Source organism: Georgenia ruanii (assembly GCF_009193175.1).
Lineage (GTDB): Bacteria > Actinomycetota > Actinomycetes > Actinomycetales > Actinomycetaceae > Georgenia > Georgenia ruanii.
Map to the genome: position 1 here is coordinate 159879 of NZ_VUKE01000001.1, position 25435 is coordinate 185313.

General features: G+C 75.3%; 28 protein-coding genes. 21 read left to right on the forward strand and 7 right to left on the reverse strand.

Translation table 11 applies throughout. The features are described from left to right. Positions 1-6: 6 nt before the first annotated feature. From hydA to GD880_RS00725, 3 genes are all read right to left on the reverse strand, one after another. Positions 7-1425, reverse strand: coding sequence for a dihydropyrimidinase (gene hydA / locus GD880_RS00715; protein ID WP_152229717.1), 1419 nt, complete (start codon positions 1423-1425; stop codon positions 7-9). Positions 1426-1439: 14 nt separating this feature from the next. Continuing rightward, positions 1440-2288 carry a nitrilase-related carbon-nitrogen hydrolase gene (locus tag GD880_RS00720; protein WP_152229718.1) on the reverse strand — a complete coding sequence of 283 codons (849 nt, stop codon included), beginning with the start codon at positions 2286-2288 and terminating at the stop codon, positions 1440-1442. 117 nt (positions 2289-2405) lie between these two features. After that, on the reverse strand, positions 2406-3470 hold the full coding sequence (locus GD880_RS00725; RefSeq protein ID WP_152230125.1) for a HoxN/HupN/NixA family nickel/cobalt transporter: 1065 nt from the start codon (positions 3468-3470) through the stop codon (positions 2406-2408). 274 nt (positions 3471-3744) lie between these two features. Between GD880_RS00725 and GD880_RS00730 the strand changes: the two genes are divergently transcribed. From GD880_RS00730 to GD880_RS00820, 19 genes are all read left to right on the forward strand, one after another. After that, a complete protein-coding gene (locus tag GD880_RS00730; RefSeq protein WP_152229719.1) occupies positions 3745-4074 on the forward strand; it encodes a hydrogenase maturation nickel metallochaperone HypA/HybF in 330 nt (109 codons plus the stop codon). Between the two features lie 3 nt (positions 4075-4077). After that, positions 4078-4938 (forward strand): hydrogenase nickel incorporation protein HypB, encoded by an 861-nt coding sequence (hypB, locus tag GD880_RS00735; RefSeq protein ID WP_152229720.1) that lies wholly within the window; start codon positions 4078-4080, stop codon positions 4936-4938. 47 nt (positions 4939-4985) lie between these two features. After that, positions 4986-6482, forward strand: a complete 1497-nt coding sequence (locus tag GD880_RS00740; RefSeq protein ID WP_226909277.1) for a hypothetical protein — start codon at positions 4986-4988, stop codon at positions 6480-6482. Further along, entirely contained in the window at positions 6479-6997 is a 519-nt protein-coding gene (locus GD880_RS00745) for a hydrogenase maturation protease (protein WP_152229721.1), read from the forward strand. Before GD880_RS00740 ends, GD880_RS00745 begins: the two co-directional genes overlap by 4 nt. 11 nt (positions 6998-7008) lie before the next feature. Further along, entirely contained in the window at positions 7009-8106 is a 1098-nt protein-coding gene (locus GD880_RS00750; protein ID WP_152229722.1) for an NADH-quinone oxidoreductase subunit B family protein, read from the forward strand. Beyond that, positions 8103-9902, forward strand: coding sequence for a nickel-dependent hydrogenase large subunit (locus tag GD880_RS00755; protein WP_152229723.1), 1800 nt, complete (start codon positions 8103-8105; stop codon positions 9900-9902). The genes GD880_RS00750 and GD880_RS00755 overlap by 4 nt, the downstream gene beginning before the upstream one ends. Continuing rightward, entirely contained in the window at positions 9895-10437 is a 543-nt protein-coding gene (locus GD880_RS00760) for a NifU family protein (RefSeq protein ID WP_152229724.1), read from the forward strand. The genes GD880_RS00755 and GD880_RS00760 overlap by 8 nt, the downstream gene beginning before the upstream one ends. Continuing rightward, complete coding sequence (locus tag GD880_RS00765) at positions 10434-11033, forward strand: DUF5947 family protein (protein ID WP_152229725.1); 600 nt, start codon at positions 10434-10436, stop codon at positions 11031-11033. Before GD880_RS00760 ends, GD880_RS00765 begins: the two co-directional genes overlap by 4 nt. Further along, the gene (locus GD880_RS00770) at positions 11030-11233 is read left to right on the forward strand and encodes a hypothetical protein (protein ID WP_152229726.1); all 204 of its coding nucleotides are present in this window, start codon (positions 11030-11032) and stop codon (positions 11231-11233) included. The genes GD880_RS00765 and GD880_RS00770 overlap by 4 nt, the downstream gene beginning before the upstream one ends. 48 nt (positions 11234-11281) lie before the next feature. After that, a complete protein-coding gene (locus GD880_RS00775) occupies positions 11282-11479 on the forward strand; it encodes a hypothetical protein (RefSeq protein WP_152229727.1) in 198 nt (65 codons plus the stop codon). A 60-nt stretch (positions 11480-11539) separates the two neighbouring features. After that, complete coding sequence (locus GD880_RS00780; RefSeq protein ID WP_152229728.1) at positions 11540-11797, forward strand: HypC/HybG/HupF family hydrogenase formation chaperone; 258 nt, start codon at positions 11540-11542, stop codon at positions 11795-11797. After that, positions 11794-12579 carry a DUF6390 family protein gene (locus tag GD880_RS00785; protein WP_152229729.1) on the forward strand — a complete coding sequence of 262 codons (786 nt, stop codon included), beginning with the start codon at positions 11794-11796 and terminating at the stop codon, positions 12577-12579. Before GD880_RS00780 ends, GD880_RS00785 begins: the two co-directional genes overlap by 4 nt. Next, positions 12576-13727 carry an ABC transporter substrate-binding protein gene (locus tag GD880_RS00790; RefSeq protein WP_152229730.1) on the forward strand — a complete coding sequence of 384 codons (1152 nt, stop codon included), beginning with the start codon at positions 12576-12578 and terminating at the stop codon, positions 13725-13727. The genes GD880_RS00785 and GD880_RS00790 overlap by 4 nt, the downstream gene beginning before the upstream one ends. Further along, complete coding sequence (locus GD880_RS00795; protein WP_152229731.1) at positions 13720-14787, forward strand: FecCD family ABC transporter permease; 1068 nt, start codon at positions 13720-13722, stop codon at positions 14785-14787. The genes GD880_RS00790 and GD880_RS00795 overlap by 8 nt, the downstream gene beginning before the upstream one ends. Continuing rightward, positions 14780-15589 carry an ABC transporter ATP-binding protein gene (locus tag GD880_RS00800; protein WP_152229732.1) on the forward strand — a complete coding sequence of 270 codons (810 nt, stop codon included), beginning with the start codon at positions 14780-14782 and terminating at the stop codon, positions 15587-15589. The genes GD880_RS00795 and GD880_RS00800 overlap by 8 nt, the downstream gene beginning before the upstream one ends. A gap of 94 nt (positions 15590-15683) precedes the next feature. After that, positions 15684-16811, forward strand: coding sequence for a putative F420-0 ABC transporter substrate-binding protein (locus GD880_RS00805; protein ID WP_226909278.1), 1128 nt, complete (start codon positions 15684-15686; stop codon positions 16809-16811). After that, complete coding sequence (locus tag GD880_RS00810) at positions 16808-17896, forward strand: iron chelate uptake ABC transporter family permease subunit (RefSeq protein ID WP_152229733.1); 1089 nt, start codon at positions 16808-16810, stop codon at positions 17894-17896. The genes GD880_RS00805 and GD880_RS00810 overlap by 4 nt, the downstream gene beginning before the upstream one ends. Next, the gene (locus GD880_RS00815; protein WP_152229734.1) at positions 17893-18705 is read left to right on the forward strand and encodes an ABC transporter ATP-binding protein; all 813 of its coding nucleotides are present in this window, start codon (positions 17893-17895) and stop codon (positions 18703-18705) included. The genes GD880_RS00810 and GD880_RS00815 overlap by 4 nt, the downstream gene beginning before the upstream one ends. Before the next feature lie 124 nt (positions 18706-18829). Beyond that, on the forward strand, positions 18830-19096 hold the full coding sequence (locus GD880_RS00820; RefSeq protein WP_226909279.1) for a hypothetical protein: 267 nt from the start codon (positions 18830-18832) through the stop codon (positions 19094-19096). Between the two features lie 2 nt (positions 19097-19098). Here GD880_RS00820 and cofE read toward each other — a convergent pair whose 3' ends face one another. The 4 genes from cofE to GD880_RS00840 all read right to left on the reverse strand — a co-directional run bounded on the left by cofE (position 19099) and on the right by GD880_RS00840 (position 22892). Beyond that, a complete protein-coding gene (gene cofE, locus GD880_RS00825; RefSeq protein WP_152229735.1) occupies positions 19099-19953 on the reverse strand; it encodes a coenzyme F420-0:L-glutamate ligase in 855 nt (284 codons plus the stop codon). Next, positions 19950-20954 (reverse strand): TIGR03557 family F420-dependent LLM class oxidoreductase, encoded by a 1005-nt coding sequence (locus tag GD880_RS00830; RefSeq protein ID WP_152229736.1) that lies wholly within the window; start codon positions 20952-20954, stop codon positions 19950-19952. Before GD880_RS00830 ends, cofE begins: the two co-directional genes overlap by 4 nt. 78 nt (positions 20955-21032) lie before the next feature. Beyond that, entirely contained in the window at positions 21033-21431 is a 399-nt protein-coding gene (locus tag GD880_RS00835; RefSeq protein ID WP_152229737.1) for a cupin domain-containing protein, read from the reverse strand. Between the two features lie 114 nt (positions 21432-21545). Further along, on the reverse strand, positions 21546-22892 hold the full coding sequence (locus GD880_RS00840; RefSeq protein ID WP_152229738.1) for a family 4 glycosyl hydrolase: 1347 nt from the start codon (positions 22890-22892) through the stop codon (positions 21546-21548). Between the two features lie 33 nt (positions 22893-22925). Between GD880_RS00840 and GD880_RS00845 the strand changes: the two genes are divergently transcribed. Together GD880_RS00845 and GD880_RS00850 are read left to right on the forward strand one after the other, a co-directional pair. Continuing rightward, complete coding sequence (locus GD880_RS00845) at positions 22926-24029, forward strand: carbohydrate kinase family protein (protein WP_152229739.1); 1104 nt, start codon at positions 22926-22928, stop codon at positions 24027-24029. A gap of 89 nt (positions 24030-24118) precedes the next feature. Continuing rightward, positions 24119-25411, forward strand: a complete 1293-nt coding sequence (locus GD880_RS00850) for an alpha/beta fold hydrolase (protein ID WP_152229740.1) — start codon at positions 24119-24121, stop codon at positions 25409-25411. Positions 25412-25435 lie beyond the last annotated feature (24 nt).

Consider the following 25435-nt stretch of genomic DNA (forward strand, 5'->3'; position numbering starts at 1 on the left):
CCCGACTCAGACAAGGTACTGCGACAGGCCGCGGGCGAGGTAGCGGCCGTGGCCCACCCGCCCGCGGAACTCGCCGTCGTCGACGAGGACGGCGCCGCGGGAGATCACCGTGTCGACGTGGCCGTCGATCTCGAAGCCCTCCCAGGCGGAGTAGTCCATGTTCATGTGGTGGGTCTTGCCCAGCCCGATGCTCGTGTGCCCGTTCGGGTCGTAGACGACGACGTCGCCGTCGGCCCCGGGGGCGATGACGCCCTTCTGGCCGTTCAGGCCGAACATCCGCGCCGGCGTCACGCAGCACAGCTCGACCCAGCGCTCGAGGGAGATCTCGCCGGTGACCACGCCCTGGTAGAGCAGGTCCATCCGGTGCTCCACCGAGCCGATGCCGTTGGGGATCTTCGAGAAGTCCCCGCGGCCCAGCTCCTTCTGGTCCTTCATGCAGAACGGGCAGTGGTCGGTGGAGACGACCTGGAGGTCGTTGGTGCGCAGGGCCTGCCACATGTGGTGCTGGTGCCCCTCGGCCCGCGAGCGCAGCGGGGTGGAGCACACCCACTTCGCGCCCTCGAAGCCGGGCGCGCCGAGCTGTTCCTCGAGGGAGAGGTAGAGGTACTGCGGGCAGGTCTCGCCGAAGACGTTCTGGCCCCGGTCGCGGGCGGCGGCGATCTGCTCGACGGCCTGCCTGGCCGAGACGTGGACGACGTACAGCGGGGCGCCGGTGAGGTTCGCCAGCATGATCAGCCGGTGCGTGGCCTCCTCCTCGGCCTGCCAGGGGCGGGTGAGCCCGTGGTAGATCGGGGCCGTCTCGCCCCGGGCGAGGGCCTGCTGGACGAGGACGTCGATGACGGAGCCGTTCTCGGCGTGGCCCATCATCATCGCGCCGGTGGCCGCGGCCCGCTGCATCGCGGTGAGGATCTGGCCGTCGTCGGAGAGGAACACCCCCTTGTAGGCGGTGAAGACCTTGAAGCTCGTCACGCCCTCGGCCACGAGCTCGTCCATGGCGTCGAGGGAGGCGGGCTGGATGTCCGAGAGGATCTGGTGGAAGCCGTAGTCGACGGCGCAGCGGCCGGCGGCCTTCTCGTGCCACAGGGCGTACTGGTCGAGCGGGTTCTGCCCGGGGTACTGGACGACGAAGTCCACGATCGTCGTCGTCCCGCCCCAGGCGGCCGCCACGGTGCCGGTCTCGAAGGTGTCCGAGGCGAAGGTGCCACCGAAGGGCATCTCCATGTGGGTGTGGGCGTCGATGCCGCCGGGAATGACGTACTTGCCGGTGGCGTCGATGACGACGTCGACGTGCGCCGCGACGTCGAAGCCGAGCAGGGTCGAGCCGGGGGCGAGGACCGCGGCGATCGTCTCGCCGTCGATGAGCACGTCGGCCCGGGCGCGGCCGGTGGCGTTGACGACCGTCCCGCCGGTGATGAGGGTCTTCACGGGTGCGCCCCCGCTCAGCGCGCCGTGATGGCGGCGTAGGAGTCCGGGCGGCGGTCGCGGTAGAACTGCCAGCGCTCGCGCACCTCGCGGATGAGGTCGAGGTCGATCTCCCAGACCTTGACCTCCGCCTCGGTGCTCGAGGCCCAGTCGCCGACGAACATGCCGTCGGGCCCGACGACGTAGGAGCTGCCGTAGAAGGTCACGGCCTCGTCGCCGTACTCGTTGGTCTCCGCGCCCACCCGGTTGGCGGCGGCGACGAAGTAGCCGTTGGCCAGCGCGGCGGCCGGCTGCTCGAGCTCCCAGTTGCGGTTGGAGATGCCCGGGGCGGTGGCGTTGGGGTTGAAGACGATCTCGGCGCCGCCCAGGCCCAGTTCGCGCCAGCCCTCGGGGAAGTGCCGGTCGTAGCAGATGTACACGCCGACCTTGCCCACCGCGGTGTCGAAGACGGGATAGCCGAGGTTGCCCGGGCGGAAGTAGAACTTCTCCCAGAACTTGGGCAGGTGGGGCAGGTGGTGCTTGCGGTAGGTGCCGAGGACGGCGCCGTCGGCGTCGATGACCGCGGCGCTGTTGTAGTAGACGCCGGGCTGGTCCTCCTCGTAGAGGGGCAGGACGATCACGATGCCCAGCTCCTTGGCCAGCGCGCTGAACCGCTCGGTCGTGGGCCCGGGGATCGGCTCGGCGTACCGGTAGTACTTCGGGTCCTGGGTGATGCCGAAGTACGGGCCGGTGAAGAGCTCCTCGTAGCAGATCGCCTGGGCGCCCTGCGCCGCCGCCTGCCGGGTGTACTGCTCGTGGAGCGCGGTCATCGACTCCCGGTCACCGGTCCACGGCGTCTGGGTCAGCGCCACCTTCACGATCGTCATCACGGTCCTCCAGGTCGGGGCGCCGGAGCATGTGCCCGGCGGTAACTCGGGAATGCGGCAGAGCGCGGAACCAGGACTTCCCCGGCGCGTCCTTGCACCGGTTGGGGCGGGAACGTATCAGAGCTCTGGCCGCCCGGTGACCGTTTCGGTGGCGGCCAGGTCGGGCAGGCGGCCACCCCGCCGTCGGCGGTCCGGCCGCCACCGCCACAGGGCCGCGCTGACGAGCCACACGGCGAGGAGGACGCCCGCGATGACGAGGCCCGCGTGCTCGAGATCGGCCCCGGCCACCAGGGCCAGCGGCCCGTCCGCGGCCCCGGTGCGCTCGGCGACGAGCTGGAGGAGCAGGACCGTGCCGACGGTCAGCGCCGCCACGACGGACAGCACGGTCACGGTCAGCCCGTAGTACGCCCGGCGCAGCGGCACGTCGACGGCCCACCGGTAGGCCCGGGCCATGACCACCCCGTCGGCGGCGTCGAACAGGCTCATCCCGGCGGCGAAGAGCACCGGGAGCACCAGCAGGGCGTACCAGGGCAGCGTGAGCCCGGCCGTGCCCGCCGCGAGGACCAGCAGCGCGACCTGGGTGGCGGTGTCGAACCCGAGCCCCATGAGCAGCCCGACCGGGTAGAGGTGCCAGGGCTTGCCGACCCGGCGGAGCGTCCCGCCGAGCAGGCGGGCGAGGAAGCCGCGACGGGCCAGGTGCCGCTCGAGCTGCTCCTCGTCGAGCGTCCCCTCGCGCGTGCGGCGAAGCGTCCGGAGGATGCCCGAGACGGCGGCGAGGTTGGCCAGGCCGACGAGGATGAGGAAGCCGCCGGCCACGGTCGTGCCCACCACCCCGAGCGTCTGCTGCAGCGGCGAGCCGGCGTCGGCGACCGGCCCGACGAGGGCCCGCAGCCCCAGCGCCAGCAGCAGGCACAGGACGAAGACGACGCTCGAGTGCCCCAGGGAGAACCAGTACCCGGCGCTCACGGCCGGGCGCCCCTCGCCGACGAGCTTGCGGGTGCTGTTGTCGATCGCGGCGATGTGGTCGGCGTCGAAGGCGTGCCGCACCCCGAGGAAGTAGGCGGTGGCGCCGAGCCCGACGCCGAACACCCCGCCCGGGCCGACGGCGAGGCCGCGGGGCGCGACGACGAGGAGGAGGACCCCCCACCCCAGGAGGTGGAGCGCGAGCACGACCACCCCCATGCCGACGAGGGACCTCCGCTCGGCCGGGCCCCGGCCGGGGCCCGGTGCCGGGGGGTGCGGGCGCCACGCGCCCGCGGGGGCGCCACGGGGAGAGCTGCTCGTGCGCTGCATCCGACGTCCTTGTCGTCACGGACCAGGATCGCTGTGCTGCTGGCCCACAGTACCGACGCCGGCGGGCGGCGTCAGCAGCGGCGCCCGGGCGGCCTCTCCCCCCGGAAGAGGCGGTTGCACACTCGTCGACACGCGTCTACGTTGGCGCGGGACAGGTGTGCTGATGCACGAACTCTCGATCACCCAGAGCATCGTCGAGGCGGTTCTGGACCGCACCGGCGAGCGGAAGGTGACGGTCGTGAACCTGACGATCGGCCGGCTCTCGGGCGTCGTCCCCGACGCGGTGCGTTTCTGTTTCGACCTCGTCGCGGACGGCACCCCGCTCGCCGGCGCCGAGCTGCGCATCGAGGAACCGGTCGGGGCCGCGGTGTGCCGCTCGTGCGCGCTGGAGTTCGAGCTCGCCGACCCCATCCCGCTCTGCCGGTGCGGCAGCGCGGACGTCTCGATCCTGCGCGGCCGGGAGCTCTCGGTCACCTCGGTGAAGGTGCTGTGAACCATGTGTGCCACCTGCGGCTGCAACGACGAGGCTGCGACACGCGTGCTGCTCCCGCTCGACGTCCATGAGCACGGGTCCGAGCGCCACGAGCACGAGCACGAGCAGCACGACCACCCGCACGACCACGACCACCCGGGCCACGAGCCCCACGATCACGTTCACCCGCACGACGGCACCGCGCCCGGCGGCGCGACGATCACCATCGAGGAGAACCTCCTCGCCAAGAACGACCTGCTCGCCGCCCGCAACCGCGGCTGGTTCGAGGGCCGAGAAATCCTCGCCGTCAACGTCATGAGCTCGCCGGGGGCGGGCAAGACCACGCTGCTCGAGCGCACGATCCGCGAGCTGGCCGCCGACCGGGACGTCGCCGTCGTCGAGGGCGACCAGGAGACCCTCCTCGACGCCGACCGCATCCGGGCCACCGGGGCGCCCGTCGTCCAGATCAACACCGGGGCCGGCTGCCACCTCGACGCCGACATGCTGCGCCGGGGCCTGGACCGCCTGGCGCCCCGGCCGGGGTCCTGCCTGTTCGTCGAGAACGTCGGCAACCTCGTGTGCCCGGCCCTCTTCGACCTCGGCGAGGCCGCCCGGGTCGTGATCATCTCGGTCACCGAGGGCAACGACAAGCCGCTGAAGTACCCGCACATGTTCGCGGCGGCGGACCTCGTGCTCATCAACAAGGCCGACCTGCTCCCCTTCGTCGACTTCGACGTCGACCGGTGCGTCGCGCAGGCCCGCCGGCTCAACCCCCGGGTCGAGGCCCTGGTCATCTCGGCGACCACCGGGGAGGGCTTCGCCGGGTGGCTCGGGTGGCTCGCCGCCCGGGCGCCGCAGCGGGAGGCGGTGCGGGCGAGGCCCTAGACGAGACGTACTCCGCGACCGGCAACGAGGCCCAGGGAGGTGCGACGGTGCACGATCCGGTACCCGACCCGTTCGCGCGCGCCCAGGCCGTCGCCGACGCCGTCCTCTACGAGGGCTACGCGCTCTACCCCTACCGCAAGTCCTCGCCCAAGAACCAGGTGCGCTGGCAGTTCGGCGTCCTCGCGCCGCGCCGGTGGATGGAGGGCCGCGACGGCGCCGACGACGGCGTGGCGGGGTCGAGCGAGGGGTGGTGGCAGCAGAGCGAGTGCCTCCTCGAGGCCCCGCCGACGGCGACGCTGCGGGTGCGCGTGCGCTACCTCCAGCTGCAGGCCCGGGACGTCGAGCGGCGCCGGCCCGACGGCTCGTTCCAGCCGGTCGAGCGGCTCGCGACGGCCGACGGCGCCGAGCTCAGCTTCGAGGAGGCCGTCCCCCGGCACGCCGACGCCGCCGTGCCGCTCGCGCGGCTGCGCGAGGGGCCCGTCACGGTCGACCTCGCGGCCCCGGGCGGCGAGGACGCCGAGCCCGTGCGCGACGGCACGGGCCGACCGACCGGCCGGGTGGTGCGCCGCCGGCGGACGCTGACGGCACGCGTCCACCTCGCTGCCGAGCCGGCCACCACACCGTTCCCGCTCCTGCGCCTGCGCGTGCGCACCGAGAACACCGCGGCCGGCCCGGCAACGGACGCGCCCCGGCAGATCGCCCTGCGCTCCAGCCTCGTCGCCACGCACACCCTGCTGGCCACCGACGACGGCGCGTTCCTGTCGCTGCTGGACCCGCCCGCCTGGGCCGGCGAGGCGGCCGGGCAGTGCGCGAACGTCCGCACCTTCCCGGTGCTCGTCGGCGAGCCCGGCAGCCGCGACCTCGTGCTGTCCTCGCCGATCATCCTCTACGACCACCCGCAGGTCGCCCCGGAGAGCCCGGGCGACCTGTTCGACGCCGCCGAGATCGACGAGATCCTCTCCCTGCGCACCCTCACGCTCACCGACGCGGAGAAGGCGGAGGTCCGCGCCACCGACCCGCGCACGGCCGCGATCGTCGACCGCGTCGACGCCATGCCGCCGGAGGTGATGGCCCGCCTGCACGGGGCGATCCGGTCGCTGCGCCCGGTGAGGAGGCCGGCGGACCTCGCGGCCGGCGGTCCCGCAGCGGGCGGACCCGTGGCCGGCGCACCCGTGGCCGGTGCGGCCGGGGACCCGCCGCTCCCGCCCGGCGCCGAGACCGTCGTCGTCGACGGCGTGCGGCTGGCCCGGGGCAGCCGGGTGCGTCTGCGCCCGCGCCCGCGGGGCACGGACGCGCACGACATGTTCCTCGCCGGCCGCACCGCCCGGGTCGAGGGGGTGTTCCGCGACGTCGACGACGCCCGGCACGTCGCCGTCACGCTCGAGGACCCCTCGAGCGAGCCGCACCGGTGGTACGGCCGCTTCCACTACTTCGCGCCCGAGGAGGTCGAGCCGCTGGACGACACCCCGGCGGACGCCCCCGACCCCAGCGGGGCAGCCGCGACCGTGCCCCGGCCCGACGGCACCGCGGGAGGCACGCCATGACCGTGCTGGTGGCCGGCATCGGCAACGTCTTCCTCGGCGACGACGCCTTCGGCGTCGAGGTGGTCCGGCGGCTCGACCCGGCGGACGTCCCCGCCGGCGTGGACGTGGCCGACTATGGCATCCGCGGCATCCACCTCGCCTACGAGCTGCTCGACGGCCGCTACGACACCCTCGTCCTGGTCGACGCGGTGCCCCTGGGCCAGCCGCCGGGGACCCTGGCCGTCCTCGACGCCACCGGCCGGGCGGGCGCGGGCCCGGGCGCCGTCGACGCCCACGCCATGAGCCCCGACGTCGTCCTGGCGGCGCTGCACGGCCTCGGCGGCTCGATCGGCGAGGTGCTGGTCGTGGGCTGCCAGCCGCAGACCCTCGCGGAGGGGATGGGACTGTCCGCGCCGGTGCGTGCCGCCGTCGAGCGGGCCGTCCCCCTCGTCCTCGACCTGGCCCGGGAGGCGGCCGGGCCGCCGTCCCCCACCCTCGCGCAGTCCCCGGGTCCCGACCGCCGGCCCGTCCGGTGAAGGAGGCAGAGATGACCACGACCCCGCAGACCGCTCCGGGCGACCAGCGCGCCGGCTTCGACGAGATCGACATCCTGTGGATCTCGGAGGGCATGAGCTGCGACGGCGACACCGTCTCGATCACGGCGTCCAGCCAGCCCTCGATCGAGGACGTCGTCACCGGGCTCATCCCGGGCCTGCCGAAGGTGAACCTGCACAACAAGGTCCTCTCCCCCACCCTGGGCGGCGAGGAGTTCCTCGCCCCCTTCCGGGCGGCGGCGCGCGGCGAGCTCGCGCCGTTCATCCTCGTCATCGAGGGGTCCATCCCCAACGAGAACATCAACGGCGAGGGCTACTGGACCTCCTTCGGCAACGACCTCGCGACCGGGGAACCGCTGACCCTGAACTGGTGGATCGACCAGCTCGCCCCCAAGGCATGGGCCGTGGTCGCGATCGGCACCTGCGCGGCGTACGGCGGCATCCACGCCATGGCGGGCAACCCGACGGGCTCGATGGGGCTGGCGGACTACCTCGGCTGGGACTTCCGCTCCGCCGGCGAGCTGCCCATCGTCAACATCCCCGGCTGCCCGGTGCAGCCCGAGAACTTCATGGAGACCCTCGCCTGGGTGCTCTACCACGCCGCCGGCGCGGCGCCGCCGCCCCCGCTGGACGACCTGCTGCGCCCCCAGTGGCTGTTCGGCAAGACCGTCCACGAGGGCTGCGACCGGGCCGGGTACTACGAGCAGTCCGACTTCGCCTACGACTACAACTCGCCCAAGTGCCAGGTCAAGGTCGGGTGCTGGGGGCCGGTCGTCAACTGCAACGTGCCCAAGCGGGGCTGGATGCACGGCGTGGGCGGGTGCCCCAACGTCGGCGGCATCTGCATCGGCTGCACGATGCCGGGCTTCCCGGACAAGTTCATGCCGTTCATGGACGCCCCGCCGGGCGGGTACCTCTCGGCCACCCTCGGCAAGCCCTACGGCGTCTTCGTCCGCCGCATGCGCGGCATCACCAACGCCTCGCTCAACAAGGAGCCGCGGTGGCGCCACAACCGCGGCGAGCTCACCACCGGCTACGACCCGCGCTGGCGCGCCGACGTCCCCACCACCGCCGCAGGAGGCCCCCGATGACCGTCACCGACCGCCGGGGCGCCGGCCCCGGGCAGGAGCAGGAACAGCTCGTCGAGATGTCGTGGGACCCCATCACCCGCATCATCGGCAACCTCGGCATCTACACCAAGATCGACTTCGGGAACCGGCGGGTCGCCGAGTGCCACTCCACCTCCTCCCTCTTCCGCGGGTACTCGGTGTTCATGCGGGGCAAGGATCCCCGCGACGCCGGCTTCATCACCAGCCGGATCTGCGGCATCTGCGGGGACAACCACACCACCTGCTCCAACTACGCCCAGCAGATGGCCTACGGCATCAAGACGCCCAAGCTGGGCGAGTGGATCGTCAACCTCGGCGAGGCCGCGGAGTACCTGTTCGACCACACCCTGTTCCAGGACAACCTCGTCTTCGTCGACTTCTGCGAGGCGATGGTCAAGGCCACCAACCCGAGCGTGCTGGCCAAGGCCGAGAACACCCCGGCGCCGCACGCCGGCATCCACGGCTATCGCACCATCGCCGACCTCATGCGGGCGTTCAACCCGTTCGAGGGCGAGGTGTACAAGCAGGCGCTGCACATGAGCCGGGTCACCCGCGAGATGTTCTGCCTCATGGAGGGCCGCCACGTCCACCCCTCGACGATGTACCCCGGCGGGGTGGGCACGGTGCCCTCCCCGACGCTGTTCACCGACTACCTGTCCCGGCTGATGTCGATCATCGACTTCGTCAAGCAGGCCGTGGCCATGAACGACGACGTCTTCGACTTCTTCTACCAGGCGCTGCCCGGCTACGAGGAGGTCGGCCGCCGCCGGGTCCTGCTGGGCTGCTGGGGGGCCTTCCAGGACCCGGAGGTGGTCGACTACCGCTACGAGACGATGAACACCTGGGGCAACGCCATGTTCGTCACCCCCGGCGTCGTCGTCGACGGCGAGCTCGTCACCACCAACCTCGTCGACATCAACCTCGGCATCCGGATCCTGCTGGGCAGCTCGTTCTACGAGGACTGGGCCAGCGAGCCGCCGTTCGTCACCCACGACCCGTTGGGCAACCCGGTGGACCACCGCCACCCGTGGAACCAGACCACCCTGCCCGCCCCGGGCAAGCGCGACTTCGACGGCAGGTACAGCTGGGTGATGAGCCCGCGCTGGTACGACCGGCGCACCGGCGACCACCTGGCCCTGGACACCGGCGGCGGCCCGTTCGCCCGGCTGTACACCACCGCGCTGGCCAACCGGGTGAACACCCCGTACGTGCGCTCGACCGGCTCGAGCGTGCAGATCACCCTGCCGCGCAGCGCGACCCTGCCCGAGCAGACCCTGGAGTGGCGGATCCCGCCGTGGTCCAACGCCATCGAGCGCGACCGGGCCCGGGCCTACTTCATCGCCTACGCCGCCGGCATGGCGCTGTACTTCCTCGAGGAGGCCCTGACCCGGGTGCGCGGCGGGGACCAGAAGGTGTTCCAGACCTTCGAGCTGCCCGAGGAGGCCATCGGCTGCGGCTTCCACGAGGCCGTGCGCGGGGTCCTGTCCCACCACCTCGTCATCCGCGACGGCAAGATCGCCAACTACCACCCCTACCCCCCGACGCCGTGGAACGGCAGCCCGCGGGACAGCTTCGGCACGCCGGGGCCCTACGAGGACGCCGTGCAGGACATGCCGATCTTCGAGGAGAACGGCCCGGACGACTTCCGCGGGGTCGACATCATGCGCGCGGTGCGCAGCTTCGACCCGTGCCTGCCGTGCGGGGTGCACATGTACGTCGGCGGCGGCCGGACCATCCGCCAGACCCACTCGCCGATGTTCGGGGCCTCCCATGGCTGAGCCGGCACTGGACGACGCGGCGGTCGGGCAGCTGCTCGCCCGCTTCGACGAACTGCTCGACGTCGTCGAGGCCGCGCCCGGCGCCGCCGCCGAGGCGGCGGTCGAGGCGATCCGGACGCTGGCGGAGATCTACGGCGAGGCGCTGCGCCGCGTGCTCGCGCTCGCGCCCGCCCTGCACGCCGACCTCGCCCGGGACCAGCTCCTCGGGCACCTCCTGGTCGTCCACGACCTCCACCCGGGCACCGTCGAGGACCGGGTGGAGCAGGCGCTCGACGCGGTGCGCCCGTACGTCGAGTCCCACGGCGGGCGGGTCGAGCTCGTGGGCATCGACGCCGGCGTCGCTCAGGTCCAGCTCTCCGGGGCGTGCTCGAGCTGCTCGTCGTCGGCGGTCACCCTCGAGCAGACGGTGTCCGAGGCCGTGCTCGCCCTGGCCCCGGAGCTGAGCGAGGTCGCACCGGTCAAGCCCCACCGCGCGCCGGCGGTCATCCCGGTCGCGGCGCTGTTCCACCGGCCCGCCGACCTGGGCGCGCCGTGAGCAGCGGCGCGCTGGAGCGGGTGCTCCGGGGTGGCGGGCGGGCCCCGCTGCTCGCCGAGCGGTGCGACGTGTGCGGGGCCCCGCTGCCCGAGCGGCACCGGCACCTGCTCGACACCGAGCGGGCCGACGTCATGTGCGCCTGCCGCCCGTGCTCGCTGCTCTTCGTCCGGGACGTGGCCAGCCTGGGGCACTACCGCCTGGTGCCCGAGCGCCGGCTGCGGCTGGGCGCGGTGGCCACCGACGAGCTCGGCGTCCCGGTGGGCCTGGCGTACGTCGTCCGCGGGGCGGACGACGCGGTGGTGGCGCACTACCCCAGCCCGCTCGGCTCCACCCGGTGGGAGGTCGACCCGCCGGCGTGGCAGGCGGTCGTGGCCCGCCGCCCGGAGCTGGCGGGCCTGGTGCCGGAGGTGGAGGCCTTCCTCGTCAACACCGCCCGCGGGGCCCGGCAGCACTGGATCGTCCCGATCGACGACTGCTTCCGCCTGATCGCCGTCGTGCGGCGGGAGTGGCGGGGCCTGTCCGGCGGGAGCCGCGTGTGGCCGGCCGTGGAGGAGTTCTTCGCCGACCTCGAGCACCGTCGAGAGGAGGAGCCATGACCATCCGGGTGGGCAAGCCCGACGTCGCCCCCGACGTCTCCGCGCACGTCAAGGGGGTCGACCAGGGCAACGCCGGGCAGGTGCACAAGCAGCGCGGCCACCACGCCGACGACACCGTCGACGCGCGGCGCTCCACGGGGATCAACGCGCGCCGGCGCGACCCGATCTCCCCGGCCATGCCGAACCTGCCGCCGGGCTGAGCCGGCGGCCCGAAGCGCGCCGGCCCGGCGCAGCAGGAGGTGAGGACCGTGTTCATCGCGTGGAACCGGCCGCCGTCCCGGGCATCGTCCCGGGCGGCGACGGCGGCGCCCGTCCCGGCGACGACCGGCGGCGCCGGGACGGTGGTCAAGGTGGCACTGGTCGCCGCGGGCGCCGTCGGCCTGGTGTACCTGACCCGCAAGGAGCTGCCGGCGCTCAAGCGCGAGTACCGGCTGCTGCGGATGTGAGCCCCCCGCGGCCGGACCCGTGACGGCCGGCCCCCCCGCCGACGAGGACGGAGACAGCACATGTGCCTAGGGATTCCCGGCAGGATCGTCGCGGCCGTGGAGGGCCACGGCGGCCTGCTCGCGCTCGCCGACGTGCGCGGGGTGCGGGACACCATCAACCTCGGCATGCTCGACGGCCCGCCGCCGGGCCCGGGCGCCTGGGTGCTCATCCACATGGGCTTCGCCATGGAGGTCATCGACGAGGACCGGGCCGCCCGGGCGATGGAGGGCCTGGAGCTCATGGGGCCCGGCCGGGACGCGGGCCAGGGGGCGCGATGACCGCCACGACGACGCGGACGGCGGTGCCCGGGCCGGTGCTCTTCGCCCGGTACGCCTTCCCGCCCAACCGCCACGGCTACTGCGGCCCGGCGGACCACCTGGCGTTCTTCGAGAGCGGCACCGCCGGGGACGACCGCGGGCTGCGCGCGATGGCCCGCGAGTTCGCCGGCGCCTGGCCCTACCTCGAGCTCATCGCCGGGGCCACCGGGCTGCCCGACCCGCTCGACCACCGCGCGGTGGAGGCCTACTGGGTGGGCAGCCGGCTGCTCGACCGCGTCGGGGTCACCCACGTCGCCGGGTCCATGGAGGAGCGCTTCCGGTACCGGGCCGGCCCACGCTTCGGCCGCCTCACCGCCGAGGTGCTCGCCGGCGGCGTGCCGCACCACAGCTTCGCCGTGTTCTGCGTCTACCCCTGGACCGGCCTGCTGGGCGACGACCGGCGGGCGGCCCAGGCGCTGACCGTGCTGGACATGTGCCGGATCCGCTGGGGCCGGGTCGTCCACGTCCACGGCGACCGGGTCGAGGTCGCCTCCCGGCATCTGGGCTGGGACGGACGCCGCCTCGACCTCGGCTCCCCCCGGCCCGAGACGGTCGAGCGCGCCGTCGACGGGCTCGGTCCCGGCGCCGAGCTCCGGCCCGGCGACTGGGTCGCCATGCACTGGGAGTGGGTCTGCGACCGGCTCACCGACGCGCAGGTCCGGGCGCTGAGCCACTACACGGCGCGCCACCTGCGGATCCTCAACGACGCCGCGGACGCCGGACCGCTGGGGCTGCTGGCATGAGCGGGGCGGGCGAGCCGCCGGCGATCTCCCGGCGCGACGTCCTGCGGGGCGCCGCGCTGCTCGGGGGCCTGGGCCTCCTCGCCGCCTGCGCGGACCAGCCGACCCCGTCCGGCGCCGGGACCGCCACCGCCGCGGGGGGGATCACCGTGACGGACCAGCGCGGCACCACCCTGACCTTCGACCGCCCGGTCACCCGCATCGTCACGCTGCCGATGCCGGCCGCCTCGCTGGCAATCGCCGTCGACGCCTCGGCCGAGCACGTGGTGGGGATGCACGAGTCGTCGTGGACGGCGATCCGCGACGGGATCCTCGGCAAGATCTTCCCGGCGGCCACCGGCGTCGCCCACGACGTCGCCGGCCAGGACTTCACGCCGAACGTCGAGAGCATCCTCGCGCTGCGGCCCGACGTCGTCGTGCAGTGGGCCGACCAGGGCACCGGCATCATCGCCCCGCTGGAGAACGCCGGGCTGAAGGTCCTCGGCGTGACCTACGGGACCCAGGAGGACCTCGACACCTGGACGACCACGTTCGCCGCGCTGCTCGGCAAGCCCGCCCGCGCCCGGGAGATGATCGCCCGCAGCGACGCCGCGCTGGCGGACGTCAAGGCGCGCACCGCCAAGGTGGCCGGCGGGTCCCCGAAGGTCCTGTACTTCAACCGGTTCGCGGCCGGGCTGAAGGTGGCCGGCCCGAAGACCTACAACGACTTCTACATCCGCCTCGTCGGCGCGGAGAACCCGGCGACCGGGCCGGCCGGGGTGCAGGGCACCGGCATGGTGGGCGTGGACGTCGAGCAGGTGCTGCGCTGGGACCCCGACGTCGTGCTGCTGGGCAACTTCGACGGCGCGATGCCGGACGACCTCTACCGCGACCCCGTGTGGGCCCCGCTCGCGGCGGTGCGGACCCGGCGCGTGTACAAGGTGCCGCTCGGCGGGTACCGCTGGGACCCGCCGGGGCAGGAGTCGGCGCTGATGTGGCACTGGCTCTCCCACGTGGTCTTCCCCGCCGACGACGGCGCCACCCTGCGCGACCGGGTGCGGGAGACGTACGCCTTCCTCTACGACTACCGGCCCACGGACGACGACCTCGCCCAGATCCTGTGGTCGGCGCCCAACCACGGCTCGGCCGGCTACGGGCAGTTCGATGCGTGACGCGACCCGCACCGCGCGGCGCACCCCGCGCACGCCCCGGACCCGGGACGGCCTGACCGCCGCGGCGGTGCCGGTGCTCGTCATGGCGGTGGGCGTCGTCGGCGTCGGGCTGGTGGCGCTGTCGGTGGGCCGGTTCCCGGTGCCCGTGGGCGACGTCGTGCAGATCCTCGCCGGGCGGGTGCGCGGCGGGGAGGCGGCGAGCGCGGAGAACGTCGTCCTCCTCGTGCGCCTGCCGCGGATCTTGCTGGCCCTGCTCGTCGGGGGCGGCCTGGGCATCGCCGGCGCCGCGCTGCAGGCGACCTTCCGCAACCCCCTGGTCAGCCCGGAGATCATCGGCGTCTCCGCGGGCGCGTCGTTCGGCGGGGCGCTGGCCCTGCTGCTGGGGCTGGGCACGGTCTACCTCGTCGCCGGGGCGTTCGTGTGCGGCCTGGGCGCCCTGGCCGTGCTGTTCGTGCTCACCCTCGCCCGCGGCGGCGCCTCGATGCTCATGGTGGTCCTCGGCGGGGTGGTCACCGGCTCGTTCTTCTCCGCCCTCGTCTCGCTCGTGACCTACCTCGCGGACCCGTACACCACGCTGCCGGCCATCGTGTTCTGGCTGCTGGGCAGCGTCGCCACGGCCACCTTCGCCAAGGTCGGCGTGGCCCTGGTGCCGATCCTGGCCGGCGCGGCGACGCTGGTCCTGCTGCGCTGGCGCCTCAACGTCCTGTCGCTGGGCGACGAGGAGGCCGCCGCGCTCGGGCTGCGGCCGGCCCCGCTGCGGTGGGTCGTGCTCGGGGCCGCCGCGCTCGTGGTCGCCGGCGGCGTGGCGGTGTGCGGCGTCATCGCCTGGGTGGGGCTGGTGGTCCCGCACCTGGCCCGGATGTGGGTGGGACCGGACCACCGGGTGCTGCTGCCGGTGTCCTTCCTCCTGGGCGGGGCCTACCTGATCGCCGTCGACACCCTGGCCCGCACGGCGACGGCCGCCGAGATCCCGCTGGGGGTGATCACGGCGCTGGTCGGGGCGCCGGTGTTCTTCGTGCTGCTGCGTCGCAACCGGGACAGGATCTGGGACAGTGCTTGAGCTCGAGCGTCTGGGCTTCGGCTACCCGGGCCGCGGCTGGCTCTTCCGGGACGTGAGCCTGCGGGTGGCGGCCGGGACCGCCACCGCCGTGCTGGGGCCGAACGGGCGCGGGAAGACCACCCTGGTGCGCTGCGCCGCCGGGCTGCTCGCCCCGCGCGAGGGCGTCGTGCGCAGCGACGGCGCCGTGGGGTACGTGCCGCAGGCGCGCGGCGGCGCGTTCGCCTACCGGGCCGTGGACATGGTGGTCATGGGCCGCACCCGCCTCCTCGGGGTGTTCGCGACCCCGGGCCGGGCGGACCGGACCGCGGCCCTGGAGGCGATGGGCCGTGTCGGCATCGGGCACCTGGCCGAGCGCCGGTTCCCCACCCTCAGCGGCGGGGAGCAGCAGCTCGTGCTCATCGCGCGGGCGATCGCCGCGGAGTGCCCGACCCTCGTGCTCGACGAGCCCTGCGCCGCGCTGGACCTGCAGAACCAGGCCCGCGTGCTGCGGCTGCTGCGCCGCCTCGTGGGCGAGGGCCTGGCGGTGCTGCTGACCACCCACCACCCCGACCACGCGCTGGCCCTGGCCGACGCCGTCGTGCTCATGGTGGCCCCGCGCGACGTGCGCGCCGGGCCCGCCCGGGACCTGCTCACCGACGGCGCCCTTTCCGAGCTCTACGGCGTCGAGGTCCGCACGATCACCTACCGCGAGGGGGACGCGGAGCGGCGCGCGGTGGTCACGCCCTTCGCCGCCGAGCCGGGTGCGGTTTCGGCCGGTCCGCTACGCTTCCGAACGGATCCCGGGCCGGACGTGGCCCGGTAGCGCGGGCCCGGGCTGGGCCCGGTCGATCCCCGGGCCTGGCGCGCAGCGCGGTGACTGCGCGTGCCGGCTCCGGCCCGCTCCCGTGAGGAGTCCCGTGCGCGCCCGCCGTCATCCCCGCCTGCACCCCGCCCGACGACCAACCCGCCCCCCTGGTCGCAACCACGATGCCTGCCTGGCCCCGGCGGCGGGCCGCCGGGTGCTGGCCGCGCTGGGCGCGGCCGCCGCCGCGCTCGCCCTCGCCGCCTGCGGCGCCGCGCCGGCCGCCACGCCCTCGGGGTCCGGATCCGGCGCGGCGGCCGGTCCCGCCGCGGCCGGGCCGGACGCCGCCGGCTTCCCGCTCACCGTGGCCAGCTGCGGCGTCGAGGCCGCCCTCGCCGCCCCGCCGCGGCGCATCGTCACCATCAAGTCCTCCGCGACGGAGATGGTCCTCGCCCTCGGGGCCGGCGACCGGCTGGTCGGCACGGCCTTCGCCGACGGCGAGCCGCCCGCGGACCTGGCCGACGCCGCCGCGCAGGCGCCGGTCCTGGCCGAGAAGAACCCGGCCCCCGAGGCGGTGCTGCAGCTCGAGCCGGACCTCGTCTACGCCGGCTGGGAGTCCAACCTCTCGGCCGACGGCGCCGGGGAGCGCGGCATGTACGCCGACCTGGGCATCGCCACCTACGTCTCGCCCGCGGCGTGCAAGGCGCCGACCTACCAGCCCGGCACGCTCACCTTCGACCTCGTCTTCGACGAGATCACCGAGGTGGGCCGGCTCCTGGGCGCGGAGGGCGCCGCCGCCCGCCTGGTGGCCGACCAGCGCGCCGAGCTGGCCGCGGTGAGCCCGTCGGACGCCGGGCTCAGCGCGCTGTGGTACTCCTCCGGCGAGGACGCCCCGTACGTCGGGGCGGGCATCGGCGCCCCGCAGATGATTCTCGAGGCGGTGGGGCTGGAGAACGTCGCCGCCGACGTCGCCGACACCTGGACGTCGCTGTCCTGGGAGGCGGTGGCCGAGCGCGCGCCGGACGTCATCGTGCTCGTGGACTCCTCCTGGAACACCGCCGCGCACAAGATCGACCTGCTCGAGGCGAACCCGGTCACCGCGGCGCTGCCCGCGGTGCGCGAGCACCGCTACCTCACCGTCCCGTTCCCGGCCACCGAGGCCGGGGTGCGCAACGTCGCGGCCGTGACCGACCTCGCGCGCCAGCTGGCCGGCCTCGACGCCGGCCTCCAGGGGGCCGGATGAGGGGCGGGCCCGCGACGGGCCCGACGCCCCCGACGAGGGGCGGCCGACGGCGCCAGCCGCCCCTCGCCGTCGTCCTCCTCGCCCTCACCGCGGCGCTGCTCGCCGTGGCCGGCTGGGCGGTGACGCGGGGGCAGGCGGACATCACCGTCGCCCAGGTGGGCGCCTCGGCCGGGCACCGGCTGTGCACGGCGGTGCTGGCCGCGGCCGGGTGCCCGGCGGACCCGCTCACCCCGGTCCAGGACGCCATCGTGTGGCAGGGCCGGGCCCCGCGGGTGGTGGCGGCCGCCGCCGTCGGCGCGGGCCTGGCGGTGGTCGGCGCCGTCATGCAAGCCCTCACCCGCAACCCGCTCGCCGACCCCTACCTGCTCGGGGTCTCCTCCGGGGCGTCGGTGGGGGCGGTGGCGGTGCTCGTGCTCGGCCTGACGGCGGCGCTGCCGGTGGCGGCGTTCGTCGGGGCGCTGGCCGCGCTGGCGGTCACGCTGGCGCTGGCCACCGGCCGCGGCGGCGGGCTCTCGCCCGTGCGCACGGTGCTCGCCGGCGTGGCCGTCGCCCAGGCGGGCTCCGCCGTCGTGAGCTTCGTGATCATCTGGTCCGCCACCGGCGACTCCTACCGCGAGGTGCTGTCCTGGCTCATGGGCTCGCTCGGCGGGACCACCTGGTCCGAGGCGCTGCTGGCGCTGGGGGCGACGGCGGTGGTGGGCACCGTGCTCGTGGCGCAGGGGCGCCCCCTGGACGCCTTCACCTTCGGCGACGTCTCCGCCGCCTCCCTGGGGGTCGCGGTCACCCGGGCCCGGTGGCTGCTGCTGGGCGCCGGGGCGCTGCTGACCGCGCTGCTGGTCTCGGTGGCCGGGGCGATCGGGTTCGTCGGGCTGGTCGTGCCGCACGCGGTGCGGCTGGTCGCCGGCACACGCCACTACCGCCTGCTGCCCGTGGCCGGGCTGGCCGGCGCGAGCTTCCTCCTGGTGGCCGACACCGCCGCGCGCAGCTTGTTCGAGCCGCGCGAGCTGCCGGTGGGCGTGCTCACCGCCGTCATCGGCGCGCCGGTGTTCGCCGTCCTCCTGCGCCGAAAGGCCCACACCGCATGAGCCACCCCCGAGACGTCGACGTCGCCGCTCCCCCGGCCGCCCCCGCCCTGGACCTCGCCGGGCTGCGGGTGAGCGCCGGGCGCACCGTGCTGCTCGACGGCGTGGACTGCGCCGTCCCGGCCGGGGCGGTGACCGCCGTCGTCGGTCCCAACGGCGCCGGGAAGTCGACCCTGCTGCGGGCGATCGTCGGTGCGCTGGCCCCGGACGCCGGGGTGGTCCGGCTCGCCGGCCGCGACCCGGCCTCGCTGACCCGCCGCGAGCGCGCCCGCCGGCTCGCGCTGGTCGAGCAGGACGCCCCCGCCGACGTCTCCCGGGAGGTGCGCGACGTCGTCCTGCTCGGCCGCACCCCGCACCGGGCCCGCTGGGGCGCCGACAGCGCCGCCGACCTCGCCGTCGCCCGCGCGGCGATGGCCCGCACCGGCGCCGAGGCGCTGGCCGGCCGGGACTTCGCCACCCTGTCCGGCGGGGAGCGCCAGCGGGTGCACCTGGCGCGCGCGCTCGCGCAGGAGCCGTCGCTGCTGCTGCTGGACGAGCCGACCAACCACCTCGACGTCGGCGCCCAGCTCGCGGTGCTGCGCCTGGCGCGGGACCTGGCCGCGGACGGGGTCACCGTGCTCGCCGCGCTGCACGACCTCAACCACGCCCTGCGCTTCTGCGACCACGTGCTCGTCCTGGCTGGCGGGACCGTGGTGGCCGCCGGCGACCCCCGCGAGGTGCTCACCGCCGACCTGGTCAGCGACGTCTACGGGGTGCCCGCGCACCGCCTCGCGGTGGACGGGCACGACCTCCTGGTCTTCGACCCGGCCTGACGCCGTGGGCGGGCGGGATGGGGGACACTGCCCGCATGCCCCAGGTGTACGCCCACGAGGCGCTGCTGACCGTGGCACCCGGCGCCGACCCCCGCGCGCCCGGCGGCGCGATCACGGTCGAGCTGTGCGGGTCCTGGCCCACGACGGGCCGTGCCCGCTGGCCCCGCACCACACCGCCGTCGCCGGCACGGGCCCCGAGCTGCGCCTGAGGGTCGTGTTCGTCGCCGAGCGGGCGCACGAGGCCGAGGTGCGCCGCCGCGTCGACCTGGCGCTGCGCCGCGGGCGGCTGACCGGACCCGACGGCGCGACGACGACCTGGCGGCTGCGCTCCAGCGCCGCCGCGGAACCCTCCCCCGCCGAGCGGTCGCTCGGCCGACGGCTGGGGGCGTGAGGTCAGTCGCTCACGCCCCGGCGGAACATGTCCTCCGCGGGCGGGCGGATCAGGGTCGCCGCGCCGTCGCCGTCCTCCAGGCTCACGGCGTGGCCCATGCCGCGCACGACGGCGACGGGGCGGCCGGCCGCCTTGCCCTTGACCAGCTCGGCCGCCGCGGCGATCTCGTCGGCCAGGCTCATGACGGTGACGTTGAGCTCGCGGCCGTAGGCGTCGCGGCGGCCGCGGTGGTCGGCGAGCACCCGCACGCCGGCCGCGCCGATCGCCATGTCGACCAGCCCGCGGCGCCAGGGCCGCCCGGCGGTGTCGGTGACGAGCACGCCCGGGCGCACGCCCAGCCGGGCGTGCAGCCCGCGGCGCAGCCGGCGGGCGGAGGCGTCGGGGTCTTCCGGCAGCAGCAGCGCCGTGCCGGCCGGCACGTCCGAGGCGTCCACGCCGGCGGCAGCCATGACCAGCCCCTGCCTGTTCTCCACGATGCGCAGCACCCCGCCGTCGGGCCGCTGCCGGGTGGCCACCACCCGCACGGTCTCGCCGGCGATGACGGCGTCGCGGGCGGCGGCGTCCCGGGCGGCGACGAGCCGGCCCTCCGCCTTGGCGACGATCTTCGAGGCGACGACGACGACGTCGCCCTCGGCCACGCCGGTGGTGCCGTCCGGCCAGCGCAGGGCCGCGAGCGCCGGGGTGAGCCGGGCGGCGAGGTCGTCCCCGCGGGTGATGACCGGCACGCCGTCGGGGGCCTGGGCCATGACGAGGACCGCCGGGGCGGTCACGTCGGCGGGCGCGGTGGCGCCGCCGCCGGCCGGCGCGGCGGCGTCGCCCGGGGGCGCGGCGTCCGGGCCGGTGGGGGCGGCGCTCATCGGGCGAGCTTCGGCAGGACGTCGCGGCCGAAGACCTCGAGCCACTCGGCCTGGTTGCGCCCGACGTTGTGCAGGTAGATCCGGTCGAAGCCGAGGTCGACGTACTTCTGGATCTCCGCCCGGTGGGCGTCGGGGTCGGCGGAGATGACCATGCGACCGGCGAAGTCCTCCGCGCGCACCAGCTTGGCCATGGCCGCGAAGTCGTACGGGGAACGGATGTCGGCCTTGGGGAACTTCATCCCGCCGTTGGGCCACTGCTCCATCGCGTTCGCCAGCGCCTCCTCGTCGGTGGGCGCCCAGGACAGGTGCAGCTGGAGCACCTTGGGCATGGCGTCGGGGTCCTTGCCCGCCTCGCGCGCCCCGGCGGCGAACTTCTCGAACAGCCCGCCGATCTTCTCCAGCGGGGCGCCGACGGTGATCAGCCCGTCGGCGTGCTTGCCGGCCCGCTTGGCCGTCACCGGGCCGCCGGTGGCCACGAGGATCGGCGGGGCCTCCTCGGGCATCGTCCACAGCCGGGTGGACTCGAGCTTGTAGAACGTCCCGGCGTGCTTGGTGTCCTTGCCCGCCAGGGAGTTGGTGAACAGCTTGCGGATGATCTCGATGGCCTCGAACATCCGGTTGATCCGCTCGGCGGCCTCGGGCCAGTACCCGCCGATGATGTGCTCGTTGAGCGCCTCGCCCGAGCCCAGCCCCAGCCAGTGCCGGCCGGGGTACATCGCGGCCAGCGTCGCCGACGCCTGGGCGACCATCGCCGGGTGGTACCGGAACGTCGGGGCGGTCACGCCGGGGCCGAAGTCCCCGCGCGTGCGCTCGCCGACGGCGGTGAGCACGTTCCACACGAAGGACGCCTGGCCCTGGGTCGGCGTCCACGGCTGGAAGTGGTCCGCCGCCATGACGCCGGAGAACCCGTGCTCCTCCGCCCGCGCGGAATAGTCCACCGCCTCGGTGGGGTGGAACTGCTCGAGCGCCGCCGCGTAACCGATGGTCAGGCCGTCTGCCACGATGTGTCCGCCTCTCGTTCGGGGGTCCGGCCCCTCATCGTAGGCGTGATGGCACGACGGCCCCGCGGCGGCGGGGCCTCACCCCTGCGGCGGCTCGTCCCGCCCGGCCTCCTCGGCGGCGTCGGCCTCGTTCTTGGTCGGGTACACCGCGCCGTCGGCGTGCTCGGGCGGGCTGTAGATCGTGTACAGCACGAGCGGGTTGGGGCCGACGTTGAGGAAGTTGTGCCGGGCACCCGCCGGCACGACGACGATGTCACCGGGGGCGACGAACTTCTCGTCGCCGTCGATGACCGCCTTGCCCGCCCCCGCCACGAAGCTGAGGATCTGGTCGGTGCCCTCGTGCGTCTCCTCGCCGATCTCATCCCCCGGCGGGACGGTCATGATCACGAGCTGGCTCTGCTCCCCGGTCCACAGCACGCGCCGGAACTCCGCGCCGTGCTCCGGCTCGCCCTCGCGCGACCACAGTCGGACGGTCATCGACTCCCCCTTCCCTCCGGCGCGCTCGTGCGCCGGTGCGTGCGCCCCAGGTTGCCCCAGACCGGCCGGGGCCGCAGGCGGAACGGCCCCCGGCGCGAAGGTCCGGCGGGCAGGTCAGGCGGGCAGGTAGGCGTCGACGAGCCGGCGCGCCACGGCCACCGAGTCGACCAGCGGGTGGCGGGCGAACGCCAGCCAGGCCGCCTCTCGCGAGCCGGTGCGGGCGGCGTCGATGATGAGCCGCTCGCAGGCCTTGACCGCCGCCACCCGGGCGAGCATCGCCGGCGCCAGCTCGGTGCGCAGCTCCAGCGGGTGCACGCCGGCGCCGTCGACCCGCACCGGCACCTCGACGACGGCGTCGGCGGGCAGGCCCGGCAGCAGCGGGGCGCCGTCGGGCCCGGTGTTGGCGACGTCGAGGATCATCCGGTGCTCCTCGGCGCCGAGCAGCGCGGCCATGAGGTCCACGGCGACCTCGTGGTAGCCGCCGCCGAGGTCCTCGGCGTGCCGCTCCCCCGCGGCCGTGCTCTCGCGCTCGGTGGCCATGTAGGTGGCCTCCCGCTCGGCCAGCGCCCCGCGCCACAGCGCCAGCGCCAGCGCGGGCTCGGCGGCGGCCGCGGCGTAGAAGGCGCTCTGCTGCCCGGCGAGGAACTCCCCGCGGGTGCGCGGCTCGGCCGCGAGCGCCGCGACGGCCTCGCGGGTGTAGTCGTAGTAGTACAGGTACTCGTTGGGCAGGGCGCGCTGGGCCCGCACCCACTCGGCGCCCATGAGCCGGACCTCCTCCAGCCCGCGCAGCGCGGCGTCGTCGGCCAGCAGGCCCGGCAGCAGGTCCCGGCCGCGGGCGCGCACCGCCCGCAGCCAGCCCAGGTGGTTGAGCCCGGCGTAGTCGACCTCCGCCTCGCCGCGGTCGAAGGCCATCGGGTCCAGGCCGACGGCGCGCAGGGTGCGGCGCACGAGCGCGATGGGCGTGTCGCAGATGCCGACGACCCGGTCGCCCAGGTGTGCGCGCATGGCCTCGGTGACGATCGAGGCGGGGTTGGTGAAGTTGATGGTCCAGGCCTGCGGCGCGAGCGCGGCGATGCGCGCGGCCAGGGCGTCGGCCACGGGCACGGTGCGCAGCGCGTACGCCAGCCCGCCCGGGCCGACCGTCTCCTGGCCGAGGACGCCGAGTCCCAGCGCGGCGCGCTCGTCGCGCGTGCGCCCGCCGGTCCCGCCGACCCGGATGGCGGAGAAGACGACGTCGGCCCCGCGCACCGCCTCGTCGACGTCGGTGGTCGCCCGCACGGCCGGCCCCGCCCCCGCCTCGGCGGCGAGCTGGGCGAGGACGTCGGTGACGACGCCGAGCCGGGCGGCGTCGTCGTCGAGGAGGACCACGCGGTCGACGCCGACTCGCCCGGAGGCGGCCATCACGGCCTGGTAGACGAGCGGGACCCGGAAGCCCCCGCCGCCGAGGATCGTCAGCTGCACGGGGCCACGGTATCGGGATGGGAGGATCCCCATATGACCACCGCCCCCGCCGAGCCCTTGGACGTCCTCGTCGCCGGACCCGTCTTCTTCGACGTCGTGTTCACCGGGCTGCCCACCGCCCCGCGCCCGGGCACCGAGGTGTGGGCGCAGGGCATGGGTACCGCGCCCGGGGGCATCGCGAACCTCGCCGTGCCCGCCGCCCGGCTGGGCCTGCGCACCGGGATGGCCGCCGGGTTCGGCGACGACGCCTACGCCGACTGGCTGTGGACGGTGCTCGCCGAGCAGGAGGGCGTGGACCTGTCCGCCTCCCGCCGGTACCGGCACTGGCACACCTCGGTGACGGTGTCCATGGCCTCGGGCCGGGACCGGGCGATGGTCACGCACGGGCACCCCGACCCCGAGCCGACCGGGCTGCTGCTCGCCGAGGCGCCCGCCGCCCGCGCCGTCGTCACCGAGCTCGTCCCGGCCGGCGAGGCGGGCGGGTGGTGGCGGCCCATGGCCCAGGCGGGCACCCTCGTGTTCGCCGACGCCGCCTGGGACCCCTCCGGGGCGTGGGACGCCGACCTGCACGAGCGGCTCGACGGCTGCTACGCCTTCACGCCCAACGCGGCGGAGGCGCTGGCGTACACCCGCATGGCGGACCCGGCCGAGGCGGCGCAGGAGCTGGCGGAGCACGTGCCGCTCGTCGTGGTCACGCTCGGCGGGGACGGGGCGCTGGCCGTCGAGGGCGGGCGGGAGGTGCGGGTGGAGCCGCTGGACGTCGACGCCATCGACGCCACCGGCGCCGGCGACGTCTTCGCCGCGGCCCTGGTCACCGGCACCCTGCACGGCTGGCCGCTCGAGCAGCGGCTGCGCTTCGCCACCTTGTGCTCGGGGCTGGCGGTCCAGCACTTCGGCGGGTCGCTGGCGGCGCCGGGCTGGGGCGACATCGCCGACTGGTGGGACGCCACGGTGGCGGCCGCCCGCACCGGCGAGCCCGCCGCGCGGGCGACGGCGGACCGCTACGAGTTCCTCACCGACGTCCTGCCCGGCCGGGCGCTGGCCCGCGTCCGCCGCGCGGAGGCAACCATCGCCCGCCTGTCCGACGCCCAGCAGGGGACGACGGCGCCCGCCGCGCCGACCCTGCGCACGCGCTGAGGCCCGCGCCGCCGCCCCCGCACACGCGCCGACTCTTCGCGCCGCCGCCCCCGCGCACGCGCCGAGCCGGTCGCGCGAGAATGCCCGCCATGGACACCACCAGCTACCGCCTCGACGGCCACGACGTCTTCGAGCACCGCCTCACCGTCCCGCTCGACCACGCCGACCCGGCCGGGGAGACCCTCACGGTCTTCGCCCGGGAGATCGTGCGCGACGGCGGCGGGGACCGGCCCCACCTCGTGTGGTTCCAGGGCGGGCCCGGCGGGCGCGCCGACCGGCCGGCCCGGATCGGCGGCTGGCTGGACCGGGCCCTGCGCGACTACCGGGTGGTCCTGCTCGACCAGCGCGGCACCGGCGCCTCCACCCCGGCCGACGCCGTCACGCTCACCGCGCGCGGGGACGCCGCCGCGCAGGCGGCCTACCTCGCGCACTTCCGCGCCGACGCCATCGTGGCCGACGCCGAGGCCCTGCGCCGCGAGCTCACCGGGGGCCGGCCCTGGGCGGCGCTGGGGCAGTCCTTCGGCGGGTTCGTCATCACGGCCTACCTCAGCGCCGCGCCGGAGGGGCTCAGCGCCGCCTACATCACCGGCGGGCTGCCCGCGCTGACGGCCAGCGCGGAGGACGTCTACCGGCTCACCTACGCCAAGACCGCCCGCCGCAACGTGCAGTACTTCGCCCGCTACCCCGCCGACCAGACCCGGCTGCGCGAGCTCGCCCGGCACCTGGCCGGCACCGACGAGCGGCTGCCCACCGGGGAGCGGCTCACCGCGCGGCGGCTGCGCCAGGTGGGCACACGGCTGGGGGCGGATCTCGGCTTCGACGCGCTGCACTACCTCTTCGAGGACCCGTTCGTCACCGTCGGCGGCACCCGCCGGCTCAGCCGGGGGTTCCTCGCCGACGTCGGCGCCCTGGTGAGCTACGCCGGCCGGGAGCTGTACGCGGTGCTCCACGAGGCGATCTACGCCCAGGATGCCGCCACCCACTGGGCCGCCCAGCGGGTGCGCGGGGAGTTCCCCACCATGGCCGAGGACGCCGACCCGGCCTGGCCGGGCACCCCGTACCACCTCACCGGCGAGCACATCTACCCCTGGCAGCTGCGCGAGGACCCCGCCCTCGCCCCGCTCGCCGACGCCGCGGACCTGCTCGCCGCCAAGGACGACTTCCCGCGGCTCTACGACCGCGAGGTGCTCGCCCGGAACACGGTGCCGGTGGCGGCGGCGATCTACGTCGACGACATGTTCGTCCCGGTCGAGCTGTCCCTGGAGACCGCCCGGACCATCCGGTCGCTGCGGCCGTGGGTGACCAACGAGTACCAGCACGACGGCATCCGGGTCGACGGCGAGCGCATCCTCGACCGGCTCTTCCGCCTGGCGCGGGGCTGAGCCGCGCGGGCTTCCGCCCAGGGC